The sequence below is a fragment of the Sphingomonas spermidinifaciens genome (genome assembly GCF_002351485.1).
GTDB classification, from domain to species: domain Bacteria; phylum Pseudomonadota; class Alphaproteobacteria; order Sphingomonadales; family Sphingomonadaceae; genus Sphingomonas; species Sphingomonas spermidinifaciens.
On the sequence record NZ_NWMW01000004.1, the window covers coordinates 17,718 to 40,970 of the forward strand.

Sequence of the window (23,253 nt, forward strand, 5' to 3'; positions counted from 1 at the left end):
CCGTCTACCGCGACCAGCACGAGCTAGTGCATCGGCGCGAAGCCGCGACCTCGAACGAGATGTGGCAGGCCGATCATACCGTTCTCGACATTCTCGTGCTCGATGATGCCGGAACCCCGGTGCGTCCTTGGCTGACCGTCATCGTTGACGATCACAGCCGAGCCATCGCCGGTTACTTCCTCAGCCTCGATGCCCCCAGTGCCCTCAACACGGCGCTCGCCTTGCGGCAGGCGATCTGGCGCAAGCCCAATCCCGAATGGATCGTCAGCGGCATTCCCGAACAGCTTTACGTCGACAACGGCTCGGATTTCATCTCCGAGCATATCGAGCAGGCGTGCATCGCCCTCAAAATCCGCCTCATCCATTCGCTGCCGGGGCGTCCTCGCGGGCGCGGCAAGATCGAGCGGCTGTTCCGCACCATCAACGACATGTTCCTGCCCGACCTGCCCGGCCACCTGATCGCGGGCAAGCCGCTGTCGGCGCCAGTGCTCACGCTCGACGAGCTGCGCGCCCGCTTCGAGGCGTTCGTGTGCGGCGTCTATCATCGTCGCCCGCATGGCAGCACCGGCGAACCGCCGATCACGCGCTGGCAGAAGGGCGGGTTCCTGCCCGCAATGCCCGACAGCCTTGAACAGCTCGACATGCTGCTCGTGCACGTGCCCAAGCCCCGTAAAGTGCTGCGCGACGGCATCCGTCTGATGGGCAGGCGCTATGTCGAACCCACGCTCGCGGCCTTCGTCGGCGAGCAGGTCGAGGCGGTCTATGACCCCCGCGACCTGACCGAGATCCACGTCTACCACCAGGGCCGGTTCGTCTGCCGTGCGCTCAGCTCCGAGCACGCTGGGCACCCGTCGTTGCGCGCGATCCAGCGCGCCCGGCGCGGCGCGAAGGAGCGCGACAAGCAGGTGCCTGCCCCCACGGAGACCTTCGATGGCGACCAAGAGGATACGGCTTCCCGGCCCACCACCTACCGAGGGCTCCGGCTCTACGCCGCTGACGATTGAGTTCCTGGTCGAGCAGCCGTTCCTGGCGACCCGCGAACATGCCCGGTTCGTCGAGTTTGCCGAAGCCTGCGCGCACTACCGCTATATCGGCGTGTGTCATGGCCGGCCGGGCGTCGGAAAGACGCTATCGGCGCGCGAGTTTTCCAGCTTCCCCGACCTGGGGGAATATGCCGCGCTCCGTCCCATTGCCGCGCTCCTTGGCGAAAAGGTCGCTCGCTGCCGCGCCGTCTTCTACACCGTGTCGGTCAGCAACACGCCCAAGACGATCGACGCGGTGTTGGGCCTCAACCTCATTAAGCTGGGCTATGCCCGGCTGACGGTCGCGGGCGGCTCGCAGGACGAAATCACCCATGACGCCGCCCGCATCGCCTGCCCCCTCGTCATCGTCGACGAGGCCGACCGCCTGACCATAAAGTCGCTCGAACATCTCCGCGACATGGCCGATCGCCACGGCTTCGGGCTGATCCTGATGGGTATGCCGGGCTTGGAGAAGCGCCTCGCCCGCTATGCCCAGCTCTACTCGCGGATCGGCTTCGTCCACGAGTTCAAACCGCTTACCGAGACCGAAATGCGGCTGCTGCTCGCGACCCACGCCGGCGATTTCGGGATCAGCTTCGACCCGGCCCAACTCGACGCGATCGAAGCGCAGGCAGCCGTGATCCGCATCACGCGCGGCAACTTCCGGCTCATGGAGCGCCTGTTCGCGCAGATGCGGCGGATCATGACCCTCAACCGCGTCGAGGAGGTCACCGCTGACATCGTTCAGGCCGCGCGCGATTGCCTCGTCATCGGACCCGGCAACTGACAAATAGCGCGATCAGAACGCCGCCATTTAGCGCGAGCGTTTACACCGTTCGCGGTCCCGATCGGCCCAGCGTCCCCCGGAACCGTTCGTTATCGGGAAGGCATCTAAGCGGTCTGCACCATCCTTCATCTAAAGTTCTCCAAGCGCTTCTGAGGATTTTCGGGCGCACCAAAAGCACTTGCTCCTCCAGTGGCTGGAGCATGTAACCGCAATTTGCTCTCCTGCGGACGGGGGGCTGGAGGTGGCTTTTTGACGGCCCGTGTTGAAGCAATCGGTATGTCTCGACGCTCATTAGTGGCGCGGCTGGTGGCCTGTGGAACCGGCTTGGTGCTCGGTTCTCCAACGCTCGCACGACAGACTTCCCGGTCTGCGGGCTCGTGGAACTTCGGTGCGGCTCACCTCGAATGGGAGCCGCTGGAAGTCGGCACGGGTGATACCCTCCTTGTTTCGGCACAAGTGCGCGGAGTGCCGGTGCGGGCGGTGCTCGACAGTGGCAGCGGCGCGTCGATCATGAGCACGGCGCTCGCGGCGAAGCTCGGCTTGAACGATGGTGAGCGGCGCATGATTAGCGGGCTGAGCGCCAAGGCCCCGGTGCTGCTGGTCCGCGACATCGACGTACAGCTCGCCCGCGAAACCCGTCGCTTACCCTTTGCCGTCGTTGGTGATCTGAGTTCAGTGTCGGCGGCCTTCGGACGACCGATCGATATCCTCCTCGGTGCCGATATGTTCACGGGTAGCTGCATCGCGCTCGATTTCGCGAAAAGGCGTATGGCGGTCGTCAAGTCAGGCACGTTTCTCGCCGGTCCCGACTGGCGCGCTGTCGCGCTCGGGCGCGGTGCCAAGCAGGAGCTGTTCATTCGAGCTTCCGTCTCGGGTTTGCCTCCCGTGCCCTTGATGATCGATCTTGGCAGCTCGGCCGCGCTGATGCTCTCGTCGGCCTATGCCCGCGATCAAGGGCTGTTGAACGGGAAGCTCGTCTCGACCGCGGCGATCGGCGGCGTCGATGGTGTGCGTATCAACGATGCTTTCACGATCCAGAACATCAACATCGAAGGGCTTGGCGTCTCGAACGTCCCCACACTCGGGATGAGAGCTTGGCTCTCCACCAGCACGGTTGGCAATGTCGGCCTACCGCTGATCGCTCAATTCGACGTGGTGTTCGACGTGACCGCCGGATTCGTGTGGCTCCGGCCACTCGGTCCTCGTCGTCGCCTGCCGATGCTGAAGGACCGTAGCGGCCTTGGCCTCGCAGCCTCACCAACGGCGCTCACCGTTGTTCATGTGGCGGCGAACAGTCCCGCGGAAAAGGCTGGCTGGGCGGTCGGCGACCGGATCGTGGCGGTGAACGGCCATTCGATCGATGCGAACTATACGCGTGGGGAGCTCTGGCAAGTGCGCTCCCGGCCTGCTGGCACCCTCGTAAAGCTGACGATGGCCTCGGGTGATGTGCGCGAGCTCAGGCTGGCCGATTATTATTGATCGGCTTGAGGGTGGCCTTTGCCGATCGCCTTCATGATCCGACAATCGGCCATGCGCGCCTTGGTGCAGCTCTGGCTGAGCATTGCCAACTCATCCCGCAACACCGCGAGTTGCGCCAGTCTCTCCTCCACATCCTTGAGGTGCTGAGCAGCGATAGCTGAGGCGGCACCACAATCCTGGTCCGGGTTCTGCGCCAGCCCCATCAACGAACGGATCTCGTCGACGGAGAAGCCAAGCCGGCGACCGTTGCGGATGAAGTGCAAACGCTCAATGTCACTGGCATCGTAGGTTCTGCGACCCGACGCCGTGCGAGGGGCGGATCGGAGCAACCCGATCGACTCATAAAAGCGGATCGTCGTCACCTTCGTCGAGGTCTCGCTGGCGAGCTGCCCAATCATCACCGGCTTCATCATGCCATCCTTGCTAATGCGAACGTGTCGCACATTTCGCTTGCTTCTACAGCGACTGGAGGTGGTAAGGAAGGCCGCATGAATGCTTCTACCGAAAGCTGCGGGTGCCACGGGGAGCCCGCGCGCGCGCAAACCGATCCGGCCTATCGCCGTGCGCTGCTGACCGTCGTGGTGCTCAACCTCGGCTTCGGAGTCGCCGAGCTGTTCGGCGGGTTCATCGCCGATAGCCAAGCGCTGAAAGCGGATTCCCTCGATTTTCTCGGGGACGGGTCGATCAGCCTTATCGGTCTTCTCGCGCTTGCCTGGTCCGCACGGGCGAGGGCAAAGGTCGCGCTGACGCAGGGGTTGTTTCTCGGTGCGCTTGGCGTGGGCGTAATCGGTTTCGCGATTTGGCGCGCCCTGAACGCAACCGCGCCCGATGCCGAACTGATGGGCACAATCGGCGTTGTCGCGCTCGCGATCAATGTCGTGTCCGCCTTGGTGCTTGCGCGTTTCCGGGAAGGGGACGCCAATGTTCGCGCGATCTGGCTGTTCAGCCGCAACGACGCGCTCGCCAACGTGGCGGTGATCGCCGCGGCCGGTCTGGTGGCGTGGACAGGAAGCGCCTGGCCGGACCTCGCCGTCGCCGGCCTCATCGCCCTCCTGTTCCTCCACTCCGCTTATGAAATCGTCACTGGCGCTCGGCGCGAATTGGGAGAGCGGTAGTGCGTCTGCTCGCGTTGATCCGGGCAATGCTCTCGTTGCGGCTGCTCTCCGCGCTCGCGGCGCTGCTGATCCCTGCTGCGGCAATCGCCGAACCCGGCGACGTGCAAACCGCATGGCGGCTGCTCGACTATATGGCCGTCGATTATGGCGGCGCGGTCGCCAACGGTCGGATCAAGAGCACGTCGGAATATGCCGAGATGACGGAGTTCGCCGCGTCGGTCTCGACACGGCTTCAGGGCCTGCCGGCGAAGCCGGAGCGTCAAGCCCTCATCCAGCGGGCTGCCAACCTCCAGGCGGTGATCGCGGAAAAGGGACCGACTGAACAGGTGGCAACATTGGCGCACGGGCTCGCGGCCGATCTGTTGCGCGCCTACCCGGTGCCGCTCGCGCCCGATAAGGCTCCGAACCTCGTCTCCAGCGATGCCCTGTTCCGACAATCCTGCGCGTCCTGCCACGGGATGACGGGCAACGGCCGTGGCCCTGACGCCGCCAAGCTCGCTACGCCCCCGATTGCTTTCACCGATGCCGAGCGCGCGCGCCAGCGCAGCGTGTTCGCGCTCTATCAGGTGGTGACGCAAGGCATCGACGGGACCGCGATGCAGAGCTTCGCCGATCTGCCCAACGATCAGCGCTGGGCGTTAGCATTCCGAGCCGGGAGCTTCGCCTTCACGGATGCGCAGGCGCGCGAAGGCGAGCGGCTTTGGAAATCCGACCCGACCCTTCGCCGGCGCATTCCGGACCTGAAAACCCTGGTCGCGCTCACCCCGGCCGCGCTCGGCGCGGCGATCGGCGACGCCAAGGCTGACCCAGTGCTCGCGTTCCTGCGTCGTCATCCCGAACAGGTGATACAACAGGCTCCCGGCTCGCTCGCGGTCGCCCGCGCCAAACTCGCCGAAAGCGTGGCGGCTGCGCGGCGCGGCGATGCGCGCATGGCGAAAGAGCTGGCGCTGTCGGCCTATCTCGATGGGTTCGAGCCGATCGAGCCAACACTCACCGCGCGCGACGCGACGCTGATGGGTCGAATCGAGGGCGCGATGGGGGAGTTCCGCGCCTCGATCGACCGGGGCGCGTCGCCCGATGATCTCGCGGAGAAGGTCGCAGTACTGGGCGGCCTTTTCGACGATGCGGAAGCGGCGCTCGCGCCTGATGCCGCCACCGAAGCGTCCACGTTCCTGGGCGCGTTCACGATCCTGCTGCGTGAAGGGCTCGAAGCCCTGCTCATCGTTGTCGCCATGATCGCGTTCCTGCGTAAAGCCGAGCGCGGCGAGGCGCTGCGGTACGTGCATGGCGGCTGGGTCAGCGCGATCATCGCGGGCGGGATCACCTGGGCGGTCGCCACCTATGCGATCGGGATCAGCGGTGCGAGCCGGGAGCTGACGGAAGGGTTTGGCTCGCTGTTCGCCGCGGTCGTGCTGCTCTCGGTCGGGATTTGGATGCACGGCAAGGCGCAGGCCGATCAGTGGCAGCGCTATATTCGCGAGAAGATGTCGCGGGCGCTCTCGGGCGGGTCGGGCTGGTTCCTGTTCGGGCTGGCGTTCGTCGTAGTTTATCGCGAGGTCTTCGAGACGATCCTGTTCTATGCCGCGCTTTCGGCGCAAGGTGACAACGGGATGCTTCTCGCGGGGGCCGGGTCGGCGATTGGACTGCTCAGCCTGATCGCTTGGGCCATGCTTCGCTACAGTCGCAAGCTGCCGATCGCGCAGTTCTTCCGCTATAGCTCCTGGCTCATGGCGGTCCTGACCGTCGTGCTGGCGGGTAAAGGCGTCGCCGCGCTCCAGGAAGCCGGCCTTATCAACATCGCACCGCTCGCGGACGTGCCACGGCTGTCGATGCTCGGCGTGTTTCCCACTTGGCAATCGGTGCTGGCGCAACTCCTGATGGCGGTCGCCATTGCGGTCGGGTTCGCCTGGAACGGGCGCGACCGATCCCGCTCGGGTTCCGGCTCAGTGACCCTTGGTTCGAATTAGTGCAATGACATGAAAACCCTTCCGTGATAGAGGCAAGCTAGTGCGAGCCTTTTTGCCTTTCCTGACATGCCTGATGCTGGTCCTGACCAGCTTCTCCGGCATGGCCCATGCCGCCGATCTGGCGGGGGGAAGCATCGCGGGCGTTGAGTTCACGGTCCATACCGCCGGTGACATCGATCAGGTGCCATCGGACTCGGACAAGAATGTCCCGCATCATCACAATTATTGTCACGGACACGACGTCGGCGCGCCTGCGCGCACGACGATGGAATATACCCCCGTCCTCACAGTGCCCAAGCCGACAATCTCCGCCTCTGCGTCGCTCGACGGCCGCACCGGCATGGTCCATTTGAGGCCCCCCCAAGCCTGACGTCCGATTTGGGCGTGCGTTGGCGCGCCCCTGTCGATCATCGTCAGGAGTCCTATTTTCATGAATCGTATCCTCGCGGCCATGCTGGCCGCAGCGTCTTGCGCCACGATGGCGCAGGCGCAGGTCGGACCGTCCGCGCCTGTTGCGCAGGATGCGCCGGTCTACACGCTTGACCAAGCGGTCAGTGCAGCGGGCGGTTCGGCCCCTGCTGCGGAAGCGGCGACAGCTGGAATCGACGCGGCCCGTGCAGGTCGCACAGTCGCCGGCTTGCGGCCCAATCCGGTGGTTCAAGGCCAAGTCGAGAATGTCATCGGCTCCGGGCCGTATCGGGGGGTCCGCAGCGCGGAAACCACGGTCGGCTTTGCGATCCCGATCGAGCTAGGCGGCAAGCGCGGCGCCCGCGTCGCGGTCGCCAATGCGCAATTGTCCCGGGCCGAGATCCAGGCCGCGATCATCGCGGCGGATGTCCGGCTTCAGGTAACGCAGCTCTATGTCGAAGCGGTCGCGGCCGATCGCCGGGTAATGACAGCCCGCGATCAGGCCCGGATCGCCAGCGATGCGCTGCGGGCCGCGAGCGTTCGCGTGCAGGCAGGGCGGGCATCGCCACTCGAGCAACAGCGCGCGGATGTCGCGCGTATCAATGCCGACGCCAATGTGGAGCGGCAGCTTCGCTTGGCCGAGGCGGCCCGCGCCAATCTGGCGCGTCGGATCGGACGGCCGATCGACGGCCTGCTCGATGACACGCTGCTCGATCGCCTTCCCGGTGTGAACGTCTATGGGCCGTTGGCACCGGTCAACACGACCGGCACACTCGCGCTGGCGGCAGCCAACGCGGATTTCTCCATTGCCGAAGCCGGCGTGCGGCTCGCGCGCGCCAATCGCGTGCCTGACCTGAACGTCGGGCCGTCGATCCGCCGCCTGGAAGCGACCAACGACATGGCGGCGGTGTTCAGCGTGTCGATCCCGATCCCGGTGTTCAACAATGGTCGCGCCGCGATTGCGCAGGCGACCGCGCAGCGGACCCAGGCGGATGCGCAGCGCCGCGTGACCGCGCTCGACATCGAACAGGCGATCACGGACGCGCAGGCGCAGGCGGCCAATGCCGCAACGACGGCTCGTGCGGCGTCGGGGCCGGCGCTGGCGGCTGCACAGGAGGCCGCCCGCATCGCGCGGATCGGCTATCGCGAGGGCAAGTTCGGCCAGCTCGAATTGCTCGATGCTGAACGCACGCTCGCCGAAACGCGGGTCGCCGCGATCGACGCGCTTGCCAATTACCAGAATGCCCGCGCGCAAGTGGAGCGACTGACCGCTCGTGCGCCCAATGGGGGGAATCAGTGATGAAGAGCTTTTATCTCGCGGGCGCGGCGTCGCTCGCCCTGCTCTTGGCTGCCTGCGGCGGCAAGGATGGCGGAAACGAGGCAACTGCCGAAGGCGCAGCTGCCAATGAGACGGCAGCGGGCACGGAAAAGGGCGGTGCTGAAGGCGGTCATGCCGGTGAAGGCGTCGTCACATTGGGTGCCGACCAGATCGCCACAGCGGGCGTCCAGGTCGGACGGCCGATCATCGGCGGGGCCGGGACGATCGAGCTGCCCGCGATCATCGAGGGCGACCCACAGGGAACGCAGGTCGTCTCGGCCGCAATTGCGGGACGCGTGGTCGCGCTCACCCGTAACCTCGGCCAATCGGTCGGACGCGGCCAGACCATTGCGGTCATCGAAAGCCGCGAGGCGGCGCAGATCAAGGGCGAGGTCGAGGCGGCGCGGGCGCGGCTTCAGCTCGCTAATTCGAACCTCGCGCGCGAACAGCGGCTGTTCGCGCAGAGAGTCTCCCCTGAACAGGATCTGATCGCCGCCCGCACAGCGGCGACGGAGGCGCGGATCGCCCTGACGCAGGCGCAGAGCATGGTTTCGGCGGCGGGTGTCGGCGGCGGCGGGCTCAACCGGCTCGGCATTGCCGCGCCGATCTCGGGCCAGATCATTGCGCGCCCCGTGACGCTGGGACAAACGGTCGCGGCGGATGCCGAACTCTATCGCATCGCCAACCTGAGCCAGGTGTCGATCGCGCTTAATCTCAAGCCCGAGGATGCGGGCCGGGTGCGTCCCGGCAATACGGTGCTGGTGAAGGCGGCAGGCCGTCAGGCGACCGCCCGCGTGACCTTCGTGTCGCCGGCGCTTGATCCGCAGACGCGGCTCGTGCCTGCGCTCGCCACCCTCGACAATCGCGGTGGCGAATGGCGGGTCGGCGAGCCTGTGACGGCAGCCGTGCAGCTCACGGGCAGCGGCGGGAGCGGGGCGGTCCGCGTGCCGACGACGGCGGTCCAGAGTTTCGAGGGCAAGTCGGTCGTGTTCGTGCGCACGCCCACCGGCTTCAAGGCGACCCCGGTCCAGCTCGGCGATGCGTCGGGCGACACGGTGATCGTCCGGTCGGGCCTGACCGGCAACGAACAGATCGCCACCACCGGAAGTTTCACGCTCAAGGCCGAGATCGGCAAGGGCGAAGCGAGCCACGAGGATTAAGCCATGATCGCCCGTATCGTAACCTGGGCGGTCGAGAAGCGCTGGCTAGTCCTGCTCCTCACCGTCATCGTCGCCGCCATCGGCGCCTTTTCCCTCTACCGGCTACCGATCGACGCGGTGCCGGACATCACCAACAATCAGGTCCAGATCAACGTCCGCGCGCCTGCCCTCTCGCCCGAGCTGGTCGAGAAGCAGGTGTCGTTTCCAATCGAAACCGCGCTCGCCGGCACCCCCGGCCTGGAATATACGCGCTCGTTGAGCCGCAACGGCTTCGCGCAGATCACGGCGGTCTTTTCGGACGCGACGGACATCTATTTCGCCCGCCAGCAGGTGGGCGAGCGTCTGCGGGGCGTGCAAGAGAATCTGCCCGACGGCGTGAACCCTGAAATGGGTCCGATCGCGACAGGCCTGGGCGAGGTGTACATGTACACCGTTCGTCTCGATCATCGCGAGGACGACAAGCACAAGCCCGGTGAACCGGGCCAACAGCCCGATGGCAGCTACATCACGCCAGAGGGCGAGCGACTGACGACCGAAGAGGACAAGGCGACCTACCTGCGCACCGCGCAGGACTGGATCGTGACGCCGCTTCTGAAGACCACACCGGGCCTCGCCGGTGTCGACTCGATTGGCGGTTACGCCAAGCAGTTCCTCGTCGTGCCCGACGTGCAGAAGCTGGCCTCGCTCGGCATCACGCTGACGGACCTGGGAAATGCGCTGGAGCGCAATAACACCAGCGTCGGCGGTGGCTTCGTCAATCGCAATGGCGAAGGTCTGGCTGTTCGCTCGGATGCGCTCGTTCGCAATGCCAGCGAGTTGGCCAGGACCGTGATCGCGACACGTAACGGCGTGCCGATCACGGTCGAACAAGTTGCGACTGTGAAGACGGGTCAGGCGATCCGCATGGGTTCGGCATCGGAGAACGGTACCGAAGTCGTCGTCGGCACGGCGATCATGCGGATCGGCGAGAACAGCCGCATCGTGTCGACCGCGGTCGCTGAGAAACTGAAGACGATCAACGCTTCGCTGCCTCCTGACGTCGTAATTCAGCCGGTGCTGAACCGCACCGAGCTGGTCAATTCGACGATCAAGACGGTCGCGAAAAACCTGTCCGAAGGCGCGGTGCTGGTCATCGTCGTGCTCTTCCTGCTGCTCGGCAACTTCCGTGCGGCCCTGATCGCGGCGTTGGTCATCCCGATCACCATGATGCTGACAGGCTTTGGTATGCTGCGCGCTGGGGTCTCGGCCAATCTGATGAGCCTTGGGGCTTTGGACTTCGGTCTGATCGTCGACGGCGCCGTCATCATCGTTGAAAACGCGCTGAGGCGGCTTGCCGAACAACAGCATCATGAAGGTCGCTTGCTGACCGTCAAGGAACGGCTTGCGACCGTGGCAGCCGCCGCTCGCGAGATGATCCGCCCCTCGGTTTACGGGCAGGCAATCATCATCCTCGTCTACGTACCGCTGCTCACGCTGACCGGCGTGGAGGGTAAAACGTTCGGACCGATGGCGCTGACCGTCATCATCGCGCTCGCCTTCGCCTTCATCCTCTCTCTCACCTTCGTGCCGGCGATGATTGCGATCTGGCTGTCGAAGAAGGTCGAGGAGAAGGACGGCCGCATCATCACGTGGCTGAAGAAGCGCTACGAACCCGGTCTCGACCGGGCCATGAAGCGCCCGACGCTGACGATCGGTGCGGGTGTGGGAAGCCTTGTGGTGGCGGCGCTTGCTTTCACTACGCTCGGCTCGGTGTTCCTGCCGCAGCTCGACGAAGGCGATTTGCTGATCCAGTCGCTCCGCATTCCGGCAACGTCGGTCCAGCAGAGCCAGGCGATGCAGGTGCCGATCGAGCGGATGATGTCGAAGCAGCCGGAGGTGCAATTCGTCTATTCCAAGACGGGCACCGCCGAGCTGGCGGCCGACCCGATGCCGCCGAACGCGACCGACATGTTCGTCATCCTGAAGCCGCGCAAGGATTGGCCGGATCCTGAGCTTCCCAAGGAGGAGCTGGTCAGCCGGATCGAGGGTAATCTCGCGAAGATTCCGGGAAATGCCTACGAGATCACCCAGCCCATCCAGATGCGCTTCAACGAGCTGATCGCCGGCGTGCGCGGCGACATCGCGGTGAAGGTGTTCGGGGACGACTTCAACCAGATGAACCGGACGGCCGAGCAAATCGCGGCGGTGCTGCGCAGAACGCAAGGCGCAGCGGACGTGAAGGTGGAGCAGACGACCGGTCTTCCCATGCTCGACATTCGCGTCAACCGCGACGCGATGGCGCGGTTGGGCGTTACGGCTCAGGATGTGCAGGACACCGTGACTGCGACGATCGGCGGGCGAACATCGGGCCAGATCTTCGAGGGCGACCGTCGCTTCCCCGTGGTGATCCGCCTGTCGGAGGCGCAGCGTGCCGACATCGGCCTGCTCCAACAGGTGCAGGTGCCGGTGGCAGGCGGCGGCTATGTACCGCTGTCCAGCGTCGCCGAGATCAAGGTGGTCGATGGTCCGAACCAGATCAGCCGCGAGAACGGCAAGCGGCGCGTGGTGGTGCAAGCCAACGTGCGTGGCCGCGACGTCGGATCCGTCGTGGCGGATGCGCAGGCGGCGATCGGCAGCCAACTCCGGCTGCCTGCCGGCACCTATCTCGAATGGGGCGGCCAGTTCGAGAACCTCCAATCGGCAAGCGAACGGCTGAAGCTGGTCATTCCGGCTTGCTTCATCTTGATCCTGCTGCTCCTCTACGGGGCGTTGGGATCGGTCCGCGACGCCGCGATCGTGTTCACCGGCGTGCCTTTCGCGCTGGTGGGCGGCGTCCTGTTGCTGTTCCTGCGGGGCATGGACTTCTCGATCTCGGCGGCAGTGGGCTTCATCGCCCTCTCGGGCATCGCGGTCCTCAACGGCCTCGTCATGGTCAGCTCGATCCAAGATCTGATCCGATCAGGGATGAGCCGCGAGGAAGCCGCGCATGTTGGCGCGATGCAGCGTCTGCGACCCGTCATCATGACCGCGCTAGTCGCCAGCCTCGGCTTCGTGCCGATGGCGCTGGGCGAAGGCGCCGGCGCAGAGGTTCAAAAGCCTTTGGCGACGGTCGTCATCGGCGGTCTGATCTCGGCGACGCTTCTTACGCTGTTCGTGCTGCCGACACTCTATGCCCGGTTCGGGCAGAAAGTGATCGAGAAACCCGAGCACTACAATGAGGAGCATGAAGGGGACGACCACGGTCAGACCTTCGTGAACAACTTGGCCTGATGGATGGGCGGGGCGATCCGCGATCGCCCCGCCCATCTCTGGGAGATGGGGATATGCCTCGCACCATAACCAGCTCGATGCTTCACGGCGGGCCACTGCGCATCTGGTCGGCACTCACCGATCCGGATCATCGCCGGGCGTGGAGTCCGCTCGTATTTCTCGATGATCCGTCCCGGCTCGGCGACACAGAATGCACCTTTGCGATCCAGGGCATCACCCGGCCAATTCGGACGCCAGCACGGATTGATCGATTCGATAAACCGCACGCCTTCGCTTGGTCCTGCGGCATCCCCTATCTGTTCACGCTCGAAGAGCGGTACGAGCTGGCGGGGGACGATGGCGGCACCAGGCTAACGCATAGCTGCACGCTGCGCGGGGCGCTCTCCCTGCCGTTCGCGGCGATGATGTTGCGCCGCCTGCGATCCCTGATGGTCGAATCTGACGATCGCCTCGCAACCTATCTCCGCTGGCGGGTAGGTCAGCCTGCCCGGGCTATCAATCGTCAGCGCGTCCCCTTCCGCTACAGGAGGAAGGCGCGATGATGATGCACTGTAAGCGGGTGCTGCCCGCCGTCATCCTCGTTGTCGGGCTCGCGGCGTGCTCGGAAAGAAAGCCGCCAGCCCCGCCAACGGAGCAGCAGATCCATTCGTCCGACAGCGCCGTGGCGACCGGGGAAATGGGGCGGCATAGATATCGCTGTTCCGACGGGGAACCGCTGTTCGTCGATTACAAGGACAACGGCCTGCAGATCGATTTGCGGCGCTCCAACGGGGGACCGCCGATGATGCTGACCGCGCCAGCGCAGGGCCTGCAATATGTCGGCGAAACAGCCACCGCGACCTTCAAGGGGTCGCAGCTCACCATCGTGGAAGGCGATGGCCGTACCCGGATCTGCGAGCGGGAAGGCACGCGATGAACTGCCCTGCCTTCGAACGCCACAGGGCGCTTCGTCGGAAGAGACCGATGTCTGACACGTCGATTTCAAATGTGACAACCTTGTGCGGCCTGAATCGGGCCGGTCTGGCGATCGCGCGCCTCGGCGTCGTTCTCGTCTCCGGGGCGGTTATAGGGGCGTGTAATCCAGCGCCGACCCAGCCTACCGAGCCGGCGCATGAAAAGCATCTGACGTCGAAACTAATCGCGCAGCGCATCATGTACTGCGACGACGGCACACGCGCCGATGTCGACTTCATCGATGACGGCTTGAAAATGGCCGTCACCTGGCTGCCGAAGGGCAGGACCGAGATCCTGCGCGCGCAGCGAACCGGTGACGAGTTTCGCGGCGACCATTCGCGGGCTGTCGTGGCGGGCGGATCGATCGCGTTCACGCGACGCGGGAAGATCCGCGTCTGCCACCGAACCCCGGAGGAGTCCTAGGAAATGCAGGCACTGCTCTATACGCTTGCGCCTGTGCTGGCGGTCGTGCTCGGCGCGATTGTCGCGAGCCGCACCAAGTTGAAACCTGGCCTCGTGGCGGGCCTACAGCATCTCGCTGCCGGCGTCGTGTTCGCGGCGGCAGCGACCGAAATCCTGCCGCAGGTCAAGCATGAGGCATCGCCCAGCGCGACGTTGATCGGCGGGGCGGCGGGCGTCGCGACCATGCTGGGGCTCAAGGCTCTTGAGGCCCGCTTCAAGGGGCCGATGGCGCTACTCGCCGCGATCGGCATCGACATTCTGGTCGACGGCCTGGTGCTCGGCCTCGCTTTCGTGGCGGGCGAGAAGGCAGGTCTCCTGCTGACGATCGCGCTCACTCTGGAAGTGTTATTTCTGGGACTGACGCTGACCGACGAGCTGGCGGAAACCTATCGCTCGCGCTTGCGCATCATCGTGATCGTCTCGGCATTGGCCCTGCTGCTGCCGATCGGCGCGCTCGCTGCCGTGCCGGTCGCCGCGCTGTCGCCGGTGATGATCGCCGGCTTCCTCAGCTTCGGGCTGATGGCGCTGCTCTACCTCGTCACGGAGGAGTTGCTGGTCGAGGCGCACGAGAAACCCGACACCCCGCTCATCAGCTCGATGTTTTTCGTCGGCTTCCTGGCCCTGCTGACACTTGAGGAGATGATGGGATGATCCCGGGCAACGACAACAATGGCGGGCAGGAGCGCCGCACACTGTGGATCGTCCTGCTGCTGAACGCGGCGATCGCTGCGGGCTTCTTCGTTTCCGGCTTCTTCGCGGACTCGAGCGCGCTGATCGCCAACGGCGTCGACAACCTGTCCGATACGGCTGTGTATGCGCTGAGCCTTGTGGCGCTCACCCGGGGCCAGACATGGAAGACACGCGCCGCGGTCGCTTCGGGCGTCATGCTGCTGATCTTCGCGGGCGGCATCTTGATCGATGTCGGACGGCGCTACGTGCAGGGCAGCGAGCCCATCGGACCTACCATGATGGTCATGTCCGCGATCGCCGGCGTCGTGAATTACCTCTGCCTGCGGCTGCTCCAGCGCCTCAAGGATCCGGACGTCAATCTCCGGGCCGCAACCACCTTCAGCTTCAACGACTTCATTTCCAACGGCGGCATCCTGATCGCCGGCGTGCTGGTGCTGTGGTTGGGTACCAATTGGCCGGACCTGCTGGTCGGCTTCGCCACCGCCATCATCGCCATCAAGGGCGGTGTCGAAATCCTGCGCGACGCGCGCGCCGAAACCAAGAAAAGCGAAAGGAGGTCGTCATGAACGACAAGCTCGAACTCGACATTCCAGTGTTGTTGCCGGACCTTCCTGACGCGGCCGATGCCTGCCTGGACCGTCTCGTATCAACCCTGTCAAAGCGCGAAGGTGTCGAGCGGGCGCATGTGATCTGTCTCGACGGCAACACGCCAGCGGCGCTGTGCATCCATTTCGATGCCGCCAAGCTGCCGCTGCCACGGTTGCGCGAAATGGTGCGCGCCGCAGGTGCCGAAATCACCGAGCGCTACGGCCATGCGATCTGGCAGGTGACGGGGATCAACCACGAACGTCGGGCGCGCACGGTCAGCGATGCGCTGTGCGCCTTGCCCGGCGTGGTCCAGGCAAGCGCCAGCACCAGCGGGTCTGTCCGGGTCGAATATGATCGCCGCGAAACCACCGAAGAGGAGGTGCGCGCTGCGCTTCGCAAGCTGAAGGTGAGGGTGGGCAAGCGGGTCGCTGCCGATGAACATGCCGGCCACGACCACGGCCCCGGGGGCCACGGCGCGGGCGAAGAGAAGCACGGCCCCGGCGATGGCCACGACCATAGCCACGCCGAATTTCTCGGCCCCAATACCGAGCTGATCTTCGCGCTCGCCTGTGGCGCGCTGCTGGGGATCGGCTACGCGATCGAGAGGCTGGTCGCTGGCGCGCCCGAATGGCTGCCGACCGCCTGCTATATCGCAGCCTATTTCTTCGGCGGATTCTTCACGCTGCGCGAGGCGATCGACAACCTCCGGATGAAGAAGTTCGAGATCGACACGCTGATGTTGGTCGCTGCGGCCGGCGCCGCTGCGCTGGGCGCATGGGCCGAAGGTGCGCTGCTGCTGTTCCTGTTCAGCCTCGGCCATGCGCTTGAGCATTATGCAATGGGCCGCGCCAAGAAGGCGATCGAGGCGCTGGCGAAGCTCGCGCCCGAAACCGCGACCGTGCGACGCGGCGGGCAGACCAGCGAAATCCCGGTCGAGCAGATGGTCGTCGGGGACATTGCCATCGTCCGCCCGAACGAGCGCCTGCCTGCCGACGGCTTCGTCATCAAGGGCACCAGCGCGATCAACCAGGCCCCGGTCACGGGTGAAAGCATCCCGGTCGACAAGGTGCCGGTCGCAGATGCCGCAGCGGCACGCGCCAAGCCCGATGCAGTCGACGCGGAAAGCCGGGTTTTTGCTGGTACGATCAACGGCGGCGGCGCGATCGAGATCGAGGTAACACGCCGTTCCAATGAAAGCGCGCTTGCCAAGGTCGTGAAGATGGTGAGCGAAGCGGAGACGCAGAAGTCGCCGACGCAGCGCTTCACCGACCGGTTCGAACGGATCTTCGTGCCCGCCGTCCTGGTCCTGTCAGTGCTCCTGCTGTTCGCATGGGTGGTCGTCGACGAGCCGTTCCGCGACAGCTTCTATCGCGCGATGGCGGTGCTGGTGGCGGCAAGCCCGTGCGCGCTCGCGATCGCAACGCCGAGCGCGGTCCTGTCGGGCGTTGCCCGTGCAGCGCGGGGCGGCGTGCTCGTGAAGGGCGGTGCACCGCTCGAAAACCTCGGGTCGCTCAAAGCGATCGCTTTCGACAAGACGGGCACGCTGACCGAAGGTCGTCCGCGCATCACTGATGTCGTGCCCGTCGATGGCGCCGATGAAGGCGAGTTGCTGGCGCTGGCTGTCGCCGTCGAAGCGTTGAGCGACCATCCCCTGGCCCAAGCGATCGTCAAGGACGGCCGCGAACGTCTGAACGATCGTGCCGTGCCGACTGCCGGCGACCTCAAGAGCCTGACCGGTCGGGGCGTCACCGCGAGCGTGGATGGCGAGACGGTGTGGATCGGCAAGGCCGAGATGTTCGGAAGTGAGGGCATTCCGGCGCTGGGGCAGGGCGCGCAGGACGCAATCGCGAAGCTGCGCGAGAACGGCCGCACGACAATGGTGGTCCGCAAGGGGGACCGCGACCTGGGCGCGATCGGCCTGATGGACACGCCTCGCGAAGCTGCCAAGACCGCGTTGCGTCGGCTGCACGAGATGGGCGTGTCGCGGATGATAATGATCTCCGGCGATCACCAGAAAGTCGCCGAAGCGATCGCCGACGAAGTCGGGATCGACGAAGCGTGGGGCGACCTCATGCCCGAAGACAAGGTTGCCGCGATCAAGAAGCTCGCCGGCGAAGACAAGGTCGCGATGGTGGGCGACGGCGTGAACGATGCGCCGGCGATGGCAAGCGCCACGGTCGGCATCGCGATGGGCGCGGCGGGGTCGGACGTTGCGCTGGAGACAGCCGACGTGGCGCTGATGGCCGACGATCTGGCGCACCTGCCATTCGCAGTCGGTCTTAGCCGCCATACCCGTGGAATCATCCGGCAGAACGTCTTCGTCAGCCTGGGTGTCGTCGCCTTCCTGGTGCCTGCTACCATCCTCGGCCTCGGCATTGGGCCAGCGGTGGCGGTTCATGAGGGATCGACGCTGCTCGTCGTCATCAATGCGCTCAGGCTGCTCGCCTACCGCGATCCGGCAGGGAAGGCGGCATGAAGTGGCTGATCGCCTTCGACCTCGACGGCACGCTTGCCGAGAGCAAGCGGCCGTTATCGGAGGATATGGCCGCAATCCTCGCCCGATTGCTCGCCATCACGGATGTGGCGGTGATCTCGGGCGGGGACTGGCCGCAGTTCGAAAAGCAGATCGCCTCGCGCCTTCCTGCCGGCGTCGCGCTCGACCGTCTCTGGTTGATGCCGACCACAGGCACGAAACTCTATCGGTTCATCAATGGCGCTTGGCGCGCGGTCTATGCCGAACTGTTCGACGACGCGGAGAAGGCGAAGATCCGCACGGCCTTCGATCAGGCGCTGACCGATGCCGGTCTCGCCGACGAACGTATCTGGGGCGAACGGATCGAGGACCGGGGCAGCCAGATCACCTTTTCGGGCCTGGGGCAGGCAGCGCCGCTGAAGGAAAAGGAAGCGTGGGATCCTGACCGAAAGAAGAGGACCGCGTTGCAGGCCACGTTGCGCGCGAAGCTGCCGGAGCTCTCGATCAATCTCGGTGGCACGACATCGATCGACGTGACCAGAGCAGGGATCGACAAGGGCTATGGCCTGAAGCGCCTGAGTGCCGAGAGCGGTGTCCCGCTCGACGGGATGCTGTTCATTGGGGATGCGATATTCCCCGGTGGGAATGACTATCCCGCTGCTGAAATCGGCCTCGACACAGTGAGGGTGCGCGACGTCGCGGAAACCACCGCCGTCGTGACCGCCATCATCGCGTGTCTGCACCGATAGGATCAAGATACATGGTCGGCTCCATCGCGGAATGCCGCATTGTCAAAGCTCTGGCTTCTGTCGCTTAGGGCAGCGCTTCCTAAAACGAAAAGAAGGCAATGTGCGCGTCTCCGCGAACAAAGCCTCCAGCGATCAATCTAAGAGATTCCGCCGCGCTTCTCAATCGTACGCGGTGCTTGATCCCACCACTCGATAAACCGCAACAGCTCGGGTCCGGAGTGACGCCGCAGGTTCATTATTCCCCCCTCCTCCCCTCCGGCTTAATCCTGACAGTGCATCGCACTGGCTCGCCTGCCTTGTTGGCTGCCCGCCGACATTGTTCAAGCGTCTCCTGATTTGCTTGGGCGATCACTGCACCCGCAACCATCGTGTTCCAAGTGTCGGGCTGGCTGACAGCCGCCAGTCGCCGGCTTGCGGTCCAAGTGTCCAAGCGCAAGCTGCGCGATGCCATCTTCTCTGGCCATAGCCAGCTTTCCGGCACGGCGCGCGCCACGACGCCCGCGCCGGCTGCCCATAACACCATGCCGATCGCGACGCCGCCGATCGCTGACCATGCTAGCCGTCTGTTCTGCTCGCCGGCATGCCGCGCCGATGCGACAAGCCCGTGAAGCTGGCGCGTCACGTCCTCCAGTCCCTTGCGCCCGGTAGCGAGCGCCACCTGGTCCTCGCGCCGGGCGGCGTTACCGGCTGCGGCGATACGCTGTGCCATTTGCTCGGGCGTCATCGCCAGCGCCGGACTCCGCGCGATCACGTCATTGATGACGGCGATACGGTCGGCCGTGGCGTCCACGCCCTTCTGCATCCGCCCCAACGTCTCGGTATAGTCCGGCACGTCGATCGCGCCGCGCTCGGCCGCCAGACCCTCCACGGCGCGGCGCAACAGCGCCAGCTCACCACGCATGGCCTCGAACGCCTCGGCCGCGCCTGCCTCGTCCTGGTCGTCCTCGTCCGCCACCCGTCCCCCTTACCGGCTCATGCCACGATCACGGTCGCGGCCTTGTCCGACCGACTGCGCCAGCTCCTGCCCGATCGACTTGCCCCGCTCCATGTTCAACTCCAGCTCGGGGGCGCGACGGCGCAACACGGATTCGAGCTGTGGGTCGCGGTGCAACCCGCCCGCGATGCCCTCCATCCGCTTGCCAAGTTTCTCCGCGCCCGCGCGGTCGCCGGCACGCTCCATGTTGGCCCGCGCTTCCTTCATGCCCTGCCACTGCTCCACGAACCGGCCCGCGCGCTTCTCCGGGTCGGTGCGGACCTGGCGCTCCGTCTCCATCGCCTTCGCCGCCCCGCCAGTGTTGCCCTCGGCCGCGTCGCGCGCGAGCCGGGGGTCGCGCTCGATCGCGCTGGCGAGGTCGCGCGCGCCATGCGGCCGCACCTGGTCGAGCGCGTCGCCGGCCTTCGCCAGCGCCTGTTCCTGGTGCGCCAGCACCGGCAATCCCTTGTCCCGCATCCGGCTTATATCCGCTGCGGCGCGCCCATAGCGTTCGATCGCGCGGGCCTGCGAGGGCGCCAGCGGCCGATCGGCCGCGAGGCGCTCCGGCGACGTCGTTTTTTCCGCCGCTGGTTTCGGCCGGAACCCGGCGAACATGCCCCGCGCCTTGGCCTGCACCTTCTCGACCACCTGACGCGCGAGTTCCGGGAACCGGATCTCGCGCCGATCGGCGAACGCGCGCGCCTGATCCTGCTCGGGCCGGGCGTAGTCACCGGCCATGTCCTTGCCCCGGTCGCGCGACAGGGCGCGGACAAGCTGGCGCTGGTCGGCGAAGTCGTCGCGGCCGTAATGGAGCTGCGCGCCGTCGCGGTGTCGCGACATGCCAACATAGGCGCTGTGCCGGTCCATGCCGGGGGTGGCGAGAACGTGGGCGCGATCGACCGTCACGCCCTGCGCCTTGTGGAAGGTAGCGGCGTAGCCGTGATCGACCGCGGCATAGTCCTTCGCATCGAACGCGACGCGCGCGCCACTGTCGAGCCGAACCTTCATCCCCTCGGCCGATACCTGCTCGATCGTGCCAAGCGTGCCGTTCTTCACCCCCAGCGACCGCTCGTTCCGCAGGAACATCAAGCGGTCGCCGCGCGCGAACTGGCGCGCCCCGCGATCGGCGCTGAACGCCACGTCGTCGCCAAGGTCGCCGGTCGCGCGAAGTCGTCCGCGCGCCTCCTCGTTCAGCGCGCGGACCTCGGCGTTGGTGTGGGTGAGAATGACGCGGGATTTGCCCGGCTCGGCCTGCCGCGCACGATCCCAACCGTCGACCAGCTCGCCCCGTGCAGCCTCGCGGGTGTCGGCCGCCTGAACCATGCCCTTGCCGTCATAGGCATGGATCGCCTCGCCGGTGCGCCCTGTCGCCAGCGCGCGCGTCGCGCCCTGCTGCCAGTCCTCGCGCTGCCGCCTGATCTCGGTGATCTCGGCCGCGCCGTGGCGCTCGGTGACGCTGCGGAACGCCGCGCCTGCCTCGATCGCCTGCAACTGCTCGGGGTCGCCGACCAGCACCACCTTGGCTCCGGCGTCGCGGGCCTGGGACAGCACCCGCTCCATCTGGCGCGAGCCGATCATGCCCGCCTCGTCCACGACCAGCACATCCTTGGGGCCAAGCTGCTCGCGCCCCTGCCCCCATGCGTGTTCAAGGCTCGCGATGGTGCGCGAGCTGATGCCGGACCCGGCCTCAAGGTTCTCCGCCGCGATGCCCGACAAGGCCGCGCCGCGCACCGTGTAGCCCTCCCGCTCCCACGCCTCGCGCGCGACGCCGAGCATGGCGGATTTGCCCGAACCGGCGTAGCCGACGACGGACGCCAGCCCTTCCCTCCCGGTGATATGGTCGAAGGCGTCACGCTGCTCGGCCGACAGGACAAGGCCGCGCGCCTTGGCTGCGCCGATCGCAGCGTCACGCTGGCGATCGGCGACGCCGTGACCGTCGCGCGTCGCCAGCTCGCCCGCGCCATGCTCAAGCCGGTTCTCCACCGCGATCATGTCGCGGGACGTGAACCGCTCCTGGTCGCGGCCGTCCTTCCCCAATGCGACCAGCTCGGGGCTGGCGCGCACGGCCCCCATCACTTGGTCGAACTGCTCCTTGCCGTCGCTGTGCCGGAACGCGAACACGGCAAGGTCGCGGGTGGTGAACGTGGCCTGCTGGCGGGTGATCGCGTCTAACGCGACATTGGGGCTGGCGATGATCTTCTCGCCGTTCTCGCGGGCGATGCGGGTGTGATCCTCGATCCGTTCCGCCTCAAGCCCCTGCTCCGGCCTGCGCGATGCTGCGGGTCCGATCTTGTGCTGCGGCTCCAGCTCGATCCCCTGCGCCTCATAGGAGCGATGGTCGATACGGCCCTCAAGTCCCAGCTCGGCCATGCGCTCGTTGACATGCGCGCTCCACGCCTCGCGCCAGTCCTTCAACAGCTCGGTGTTGTTCCAGTCCCGGTTCTTCTTCCCGAACCCCTCCGGCCCCACGTCGCGCATCGCCAGCATGACGTGCGCGTGCGGCTTCGACGTGCCGTCCTTCGCCTTGTCCCAATGCACGTTCAGGTCCGCGACCATCCCGCGATCGACAAACTGCTTCTTCACGAAGTCGCGCGCGAGCGCGACGCCCTGCTTCTCGTTCATCTCGCGCGGAATCGAGAACTCGACCTCGCGAGCAAGCTGCGCGTCCTTGCGCTTCTCGCCTGCCTCCACCTCATTCCACAAGGTCGAGCGATCGTTTAAACGCTCCGGCGTACCCTCTGGCAACATCACCTCGGAGTAGATCACGCCCGCCTTGTTGCTGAAGTCGTGATCGCGCCCGAGTCGGTCATCGTGCAGCTCGGATGCGGAACGATAGGCGGCGCTCGCGACGGCGCTCGATCCGTTCGCGCGGCTGATGACCTTGGCGGAAAAGTGATAGATCGCCATGACGCTCGCGATACTGCCTTACTTAGCGCACGTCGGCAACGACGTATAAGCGCGCACTCACAACTCGCTGCGCTCCTCGTGATTGACTTGATGCTGCTTTCTCAGCCGTTCGCGCTTTACCCCGACACCGGCTGCGCTAGAGTGCTTCGACTGATGATCGCGGAAGGGTAGAGGCGATGAGGAAGGTGCGCGATTACGATGCGGAGTTGAAGGCGCTCGGCGACAAGGCCCGCGCCCTCAAGGCGAAGCGGGTCGAACAGCTCGGCCAGCTCGTCGCTGCAACCGGGGCCGATGCGCTCGATGCCGAGACATTGGCGGGCGTGCTGCTCGATGCGATCGGATCAAAGGATGCGAGCGCGAAGGAGGCATGGCGCGCGAAGGGCGCTGTCTTCTTTCAACGGCGCGGGCGCAAAGGTGGCGGCGCTGCTGCGATCGACGGATCGGGCGCTGCGGCTGAACCGGGCGGCGACGCTGCGGGCGGAAGCGGCGGAACGGCGAACGGATAGCAGGGCCTGGGTCGTGCAACGCCGTGAACGAGCACGCCACCTGATCGAGCTGGGCGGACTCGTTCAGAAGGCCGGCTTGGTCGAGCTGGCGGACGACGATCGCGCCACCCTCTACGGCGCGTTGCTCGATCTTGCTGGACGCGCGCGCGGTGATGACGCCAGCGACGTGCTGGCGCTGTGGAAGCGGCGCGGCAAGCGGGCGTTCGATGCGAGAGAGGAAGCAACGGAGGCGAGCTGATGGCGGATTTCAATATCGAAGCGATCCGGGCGGAAATCCGCGCGCTGCGCTTCAAGCGCGGATCGGTCGCCGAAGTCGCCATGTGGCGCGAGGACATGGCGGACTCGCGCGCCAACCTCGTCATCGAGAACATGATCCCGACGCCCAACGAGGATGCGTTTTTCGACATGATGCTGGACGAGGCCGTGCCCCCTCCCCTTGTCTCGCA

22 protein-coding genes are annotated in these 23,253 nt (G+C 65.8%); 19 read left to right on the forward strand and 3 right to left on the reverse strand.

Annotated elements, in window-relative coordinates; all coding sequences use genetic code 11:
• The first annotated feature begins 59 nt into the window (after nucleotides 1-59).
• From COC42_RS17180 to COC42_RS17190, 3 genes are all read left to right on the forward strand, one after another.
• On the forward strand, nucleotides 60-1,004 hold the full coding sequence (locus tag COC42_RS17180; protein ID WP_245844363.1) for a Mu transposase C-terminal domain-containing protein: 945 nt from the start codon (nucleotides 60-62) through the stop codon (nucleotides 1,002-1,004).
• Nucleotides 931-1,809, forward strand: coding sequence for an AAA family ATPase (locus COC42_RS17185; RefSeq protein ID WP_096344598.1), 879 nt, complete (start codon nucleotides 931-933; stop codon nucleotides 1,807-1,809). Before COC42_RS17180 ends, COC42_RS17185 begins: the two co-directional genes overlap by 74 nt.
• A gap of 276 nt (nucleotides 1,810-2,085) precedes the next feature.
• On the forward strand, nucleotides 2,086-3,288 hold the full coding sequence (locus tag COC42_RS17190) for an aspartyl protease family protein (protein ID WP_013039112.1): 1,203 nt from the start codon (nucleotides 2,086-2,088) through the stop codon (nucleotides 3,286-3,288).
• On the opposite strand, the gene COC42_RS17195 is transcribed toward COC42_RS17190, so the two are convergent.
• Nucleotides 3,282-3,698: a MerR family transcriptional regulator gene (locus COC42_RS17195; protein ID WP_004212867.1), complete on the reverse strand. Its 417-nt coding sequence runs from the start codon at nucleotides 3,696-3,698 to the stop codon at nucleotides 3,282-3,284. The two genes, COC42_RS17190 and COC42_RS17195, sit on opposite strands and share 7 nt — an antisense overlap.
• Nucleotides 3,699-3,776: 78 nt before the next feature.
• Here COC42_RS17195 and COC42_RS17200 point away from each other — a divergent pair, with 78 nt between their 5' ends.
• The 13 genes from COC42_RS17200 (at nucleotide 3,777) to COC42_RS17260 (ending at nucleotide 18,421) form a co-directional block, all read left to right on the forward strand.
• Entirely contained in the window at nucleotides 3,777-4,403 is a 627-nt protein-coding gene (locus COC42_RS17200; protein WP_004212870.1) for a cation efflux transmembrane domain-containing protein, read from the forward strand.
• Nucleotides 4,403-6,370 (forward strand): cytochrome c/FTR1 family iron permease, encoded by a 1,968-nt coding sequence (locus COC42_RS17205; RefSeq protein ID WP_004212871.1) that lies wholly within the window; start codon nucleotides 4,403-4,405, stop codon nucleotides 6,368-6,370. The genes COC42_RS17200 and COC42_RS17205 overlap by 1 nt, the downstream gene beginning before the upstream one ends.
• Before the next feature lie 73 nt (nucleotides 6,371-6,443).
• Nucleotides 6,444-6,740 carry a hypothetical protein gene (locus COC42_RS17210; protein WP_007406840.1) on the forward strand — a complete coding sequence of 99 codons (297 nt, stop codon included), beginning with the start codon at nucleotides 6,444-6,446 and terminating at the stop codon, nucleotides 6,738-6,740.
• 60 nt (nucleotides 6,741-6,800) lie between these two features.
• Nucleotides 6,801-8,078 carry a TolC family protein gene (locus COC42_RS17215; protein WP_004212875.1) on the forward strand — a complete coding sequence of 426 codons (1,278 nt, stop codon included), beginning with the start codon at nucleotides 6,801-6,803 and terminating at the stop codon, nucleotides 8,076-8,078.
• Complete coding sequence (locus COC42_RS17220) at nucleotides 8,078-9,256, forward strand: efflux RND transporter periplasmic adaptor subunit (protein WP_004212877.1); 1,179 nt, start codon at nucleotides 8,078-8,080, stop codon at nucleotides 9,254-9,256. The genes COC42_RS17215 and COC42_RS17220 overlap by 1 nt, the downstream gene beginning before the upstream one ends.
• Before the next feature lie 3 nt (nucleotides 9,257-9,259).
• Nucleotides 9,260-12,505, forward strand: a complete 3,246-nt coding sequence (locus COC42_RS17225; protein WP_039335367.1) for an efflux RND transporter permease subunit — start codon at nucleotides 9,260-9,262, stop codon at nucleotides 12,503-12,505.
• A gap of 53 nt (nucleotides 12,506-12,558) precedes the next feature.
• On the forward strand, nucleotides 12,559-13,047 hold the full coding sequence (locus tag COC42_RS17230; protein WP_004212879.1) for an SRPBCC domain-containing protein: 489 nt from the start codon (nucleotides 12,559-12,561) through the stop codon (nucleotides 13,045-13,047).
• The gene (locus COC42_RS17235) at nucleotides 13,044-13,421 is read left to right on the forward strand and encodes a hypothetical protein (protein ID WP_004212880.1); all 378 of its coding nucleotides are present in this window, start codon (nucleotides 13,044-13,046) and stop codon (nucleotides 13,419-13,421) included. Before COC42_RS17230 ends, COC42_RS17235 begins: the two co-directional genes overlap by 4 nt.
• 47 nt (nucleotides 13,422-13,468) lie before the next feature.
• On the forward strand, nucleotides 13,469-13,882 hold the full coding sequence (locus tag COC42_RS17240; protein ID WP_004212881.1) for a hypothetical protein: 414 nt from the start codon (nucleotides 13,469-13,471) through the stop codon (nucleotides 13,880-13,882).
• A gap of 3 nt (nucleotides 13,883-13,885) precedes the next feature.
• Nucleotides 13,886-14,572: a ZIP family metal transporter gene (locus COC42_RS17245; protein WP_004212882.1), complete on the forward strand. Its 687-nt coding sequence runs from the start codon at nucleotides 13,886-13,888 to the stop codon at nucleotides 14,570-14,572.
• Nucleotides 14,569-15,177: a cation efflux transmembrane domain-containing protein gene (locus tag COC42_RS17250; RefSeq protein ID WP_004212885.1), complete on the forward strand. Its 609-nt coding sequence runs from the start codon at nucleotides 14,569-14,571 to the stop codon at nucleotides 15,175-15,177. The genes COC42_RS17245 and COC42_RS17250 overlap by 4 nt, the downstream gene beginning before the upstream one ends.
• Entirely contained in the window at nucleotides 15,174-17,675 is a 2,502-nt protein-coding gene (locus tag COC42_RS17255; protein ID WP_004212886.1) for a heavy metal translocating P-type ATPase, read from the forward strand. Before COC42_RS17250 ends, COC42_RS17255 begins: the two co-directional genes overlap by 4 nt.
• Nucleotides 17,672-18,421, forward strand: a complete 750-nt coding sequence (locus COC42_RS17260; RefSeq protein WP_004212890.1) for an HAD-IIB family hydrolase — start codon at nucleotides 17,672-17,674, stop codon at nucleotides 18,419-18,421. Before COC42_RS17255 ends, COC42_RS17260 begins: the two co-directional genes overlap by 4 nt.
• Nucleotides 18,422-18,656: 235 nt before the next feature.
• Here COC42_RS17260 and COC42_RS17265 read toward each other — a convergent pair whose 3' ends face one another.
• Together COC42_RS17265 and traA are read right to left on the reverse strand one after the other, a co-directional pair.
• Nucleotides 18,657-19,376: a DUF6118 family protein gene (locus tag COC42_RS17265; RefSeq protein WP_029547630.1), complete on the reverse strand. Its 720-nt coding sequence runs from the start codon at nucleotides 19,374-19,376 to the stop codon at nucleotides 18,657-18,659.
• A gap of 9 nt (nucleotides 19,377-19,385) precedes the next feature.
• Nucleotides 19,386-22,301: a Ti-type conjugative transfer relaxase TraA gene (gene traA / locus COC42_RS17270; RefSeq protein WP_096344599.1), complete on the reverse strand. Its 2,916-nt coding sequence runs from the start codon at nucleotides 22,299-22,301 to the stop codon at nucleotides 19,386-19,388.
• Between the two features lie 176 nt (nucleotides 22,302-22,477).
• Between traA and COC42_RS17275 the strand changes: the two genes are divergently transcribed.
• From COC42_RS17275 to COC42_RS17285, 3 genes are all read left to right on the forward strand, one after another.
• Complete coding sequence (locus tag COC42_RS17275) at nucleotides 22,478-22,807, forward strand: conjugal transfer protein TraD (RefSeq protein WP_096344600.1); 330 nt, start codon at nucleotides 22,478-22,480, stop codon at nucleotides 22,805-22,807.
• Nucleotides 22,808-22,820: 13 nt separating this feature from the next.
• On the forward strand, nucleotides 22,821-23,045 hold the full coding sequence (locus tag COC42_RS17280; protein ID WP_096344601.1) for a conjugal transfer protein TraD: 225 nt from the start codon (nucleotides 22,821-22,823) through the stop codon (nucleotides 23,043-23,045).
• Nucleotides 23,045-23,253: hypothetical protein (locus tag COC42_RS17285; protein WP_096344602.1), on the forward strand; the 209-nt coding region annotated here is incomplete at its 3' end. The genes COC42_RS17280 and COC42_RS17285, both read left to right, overlap by 1 nt.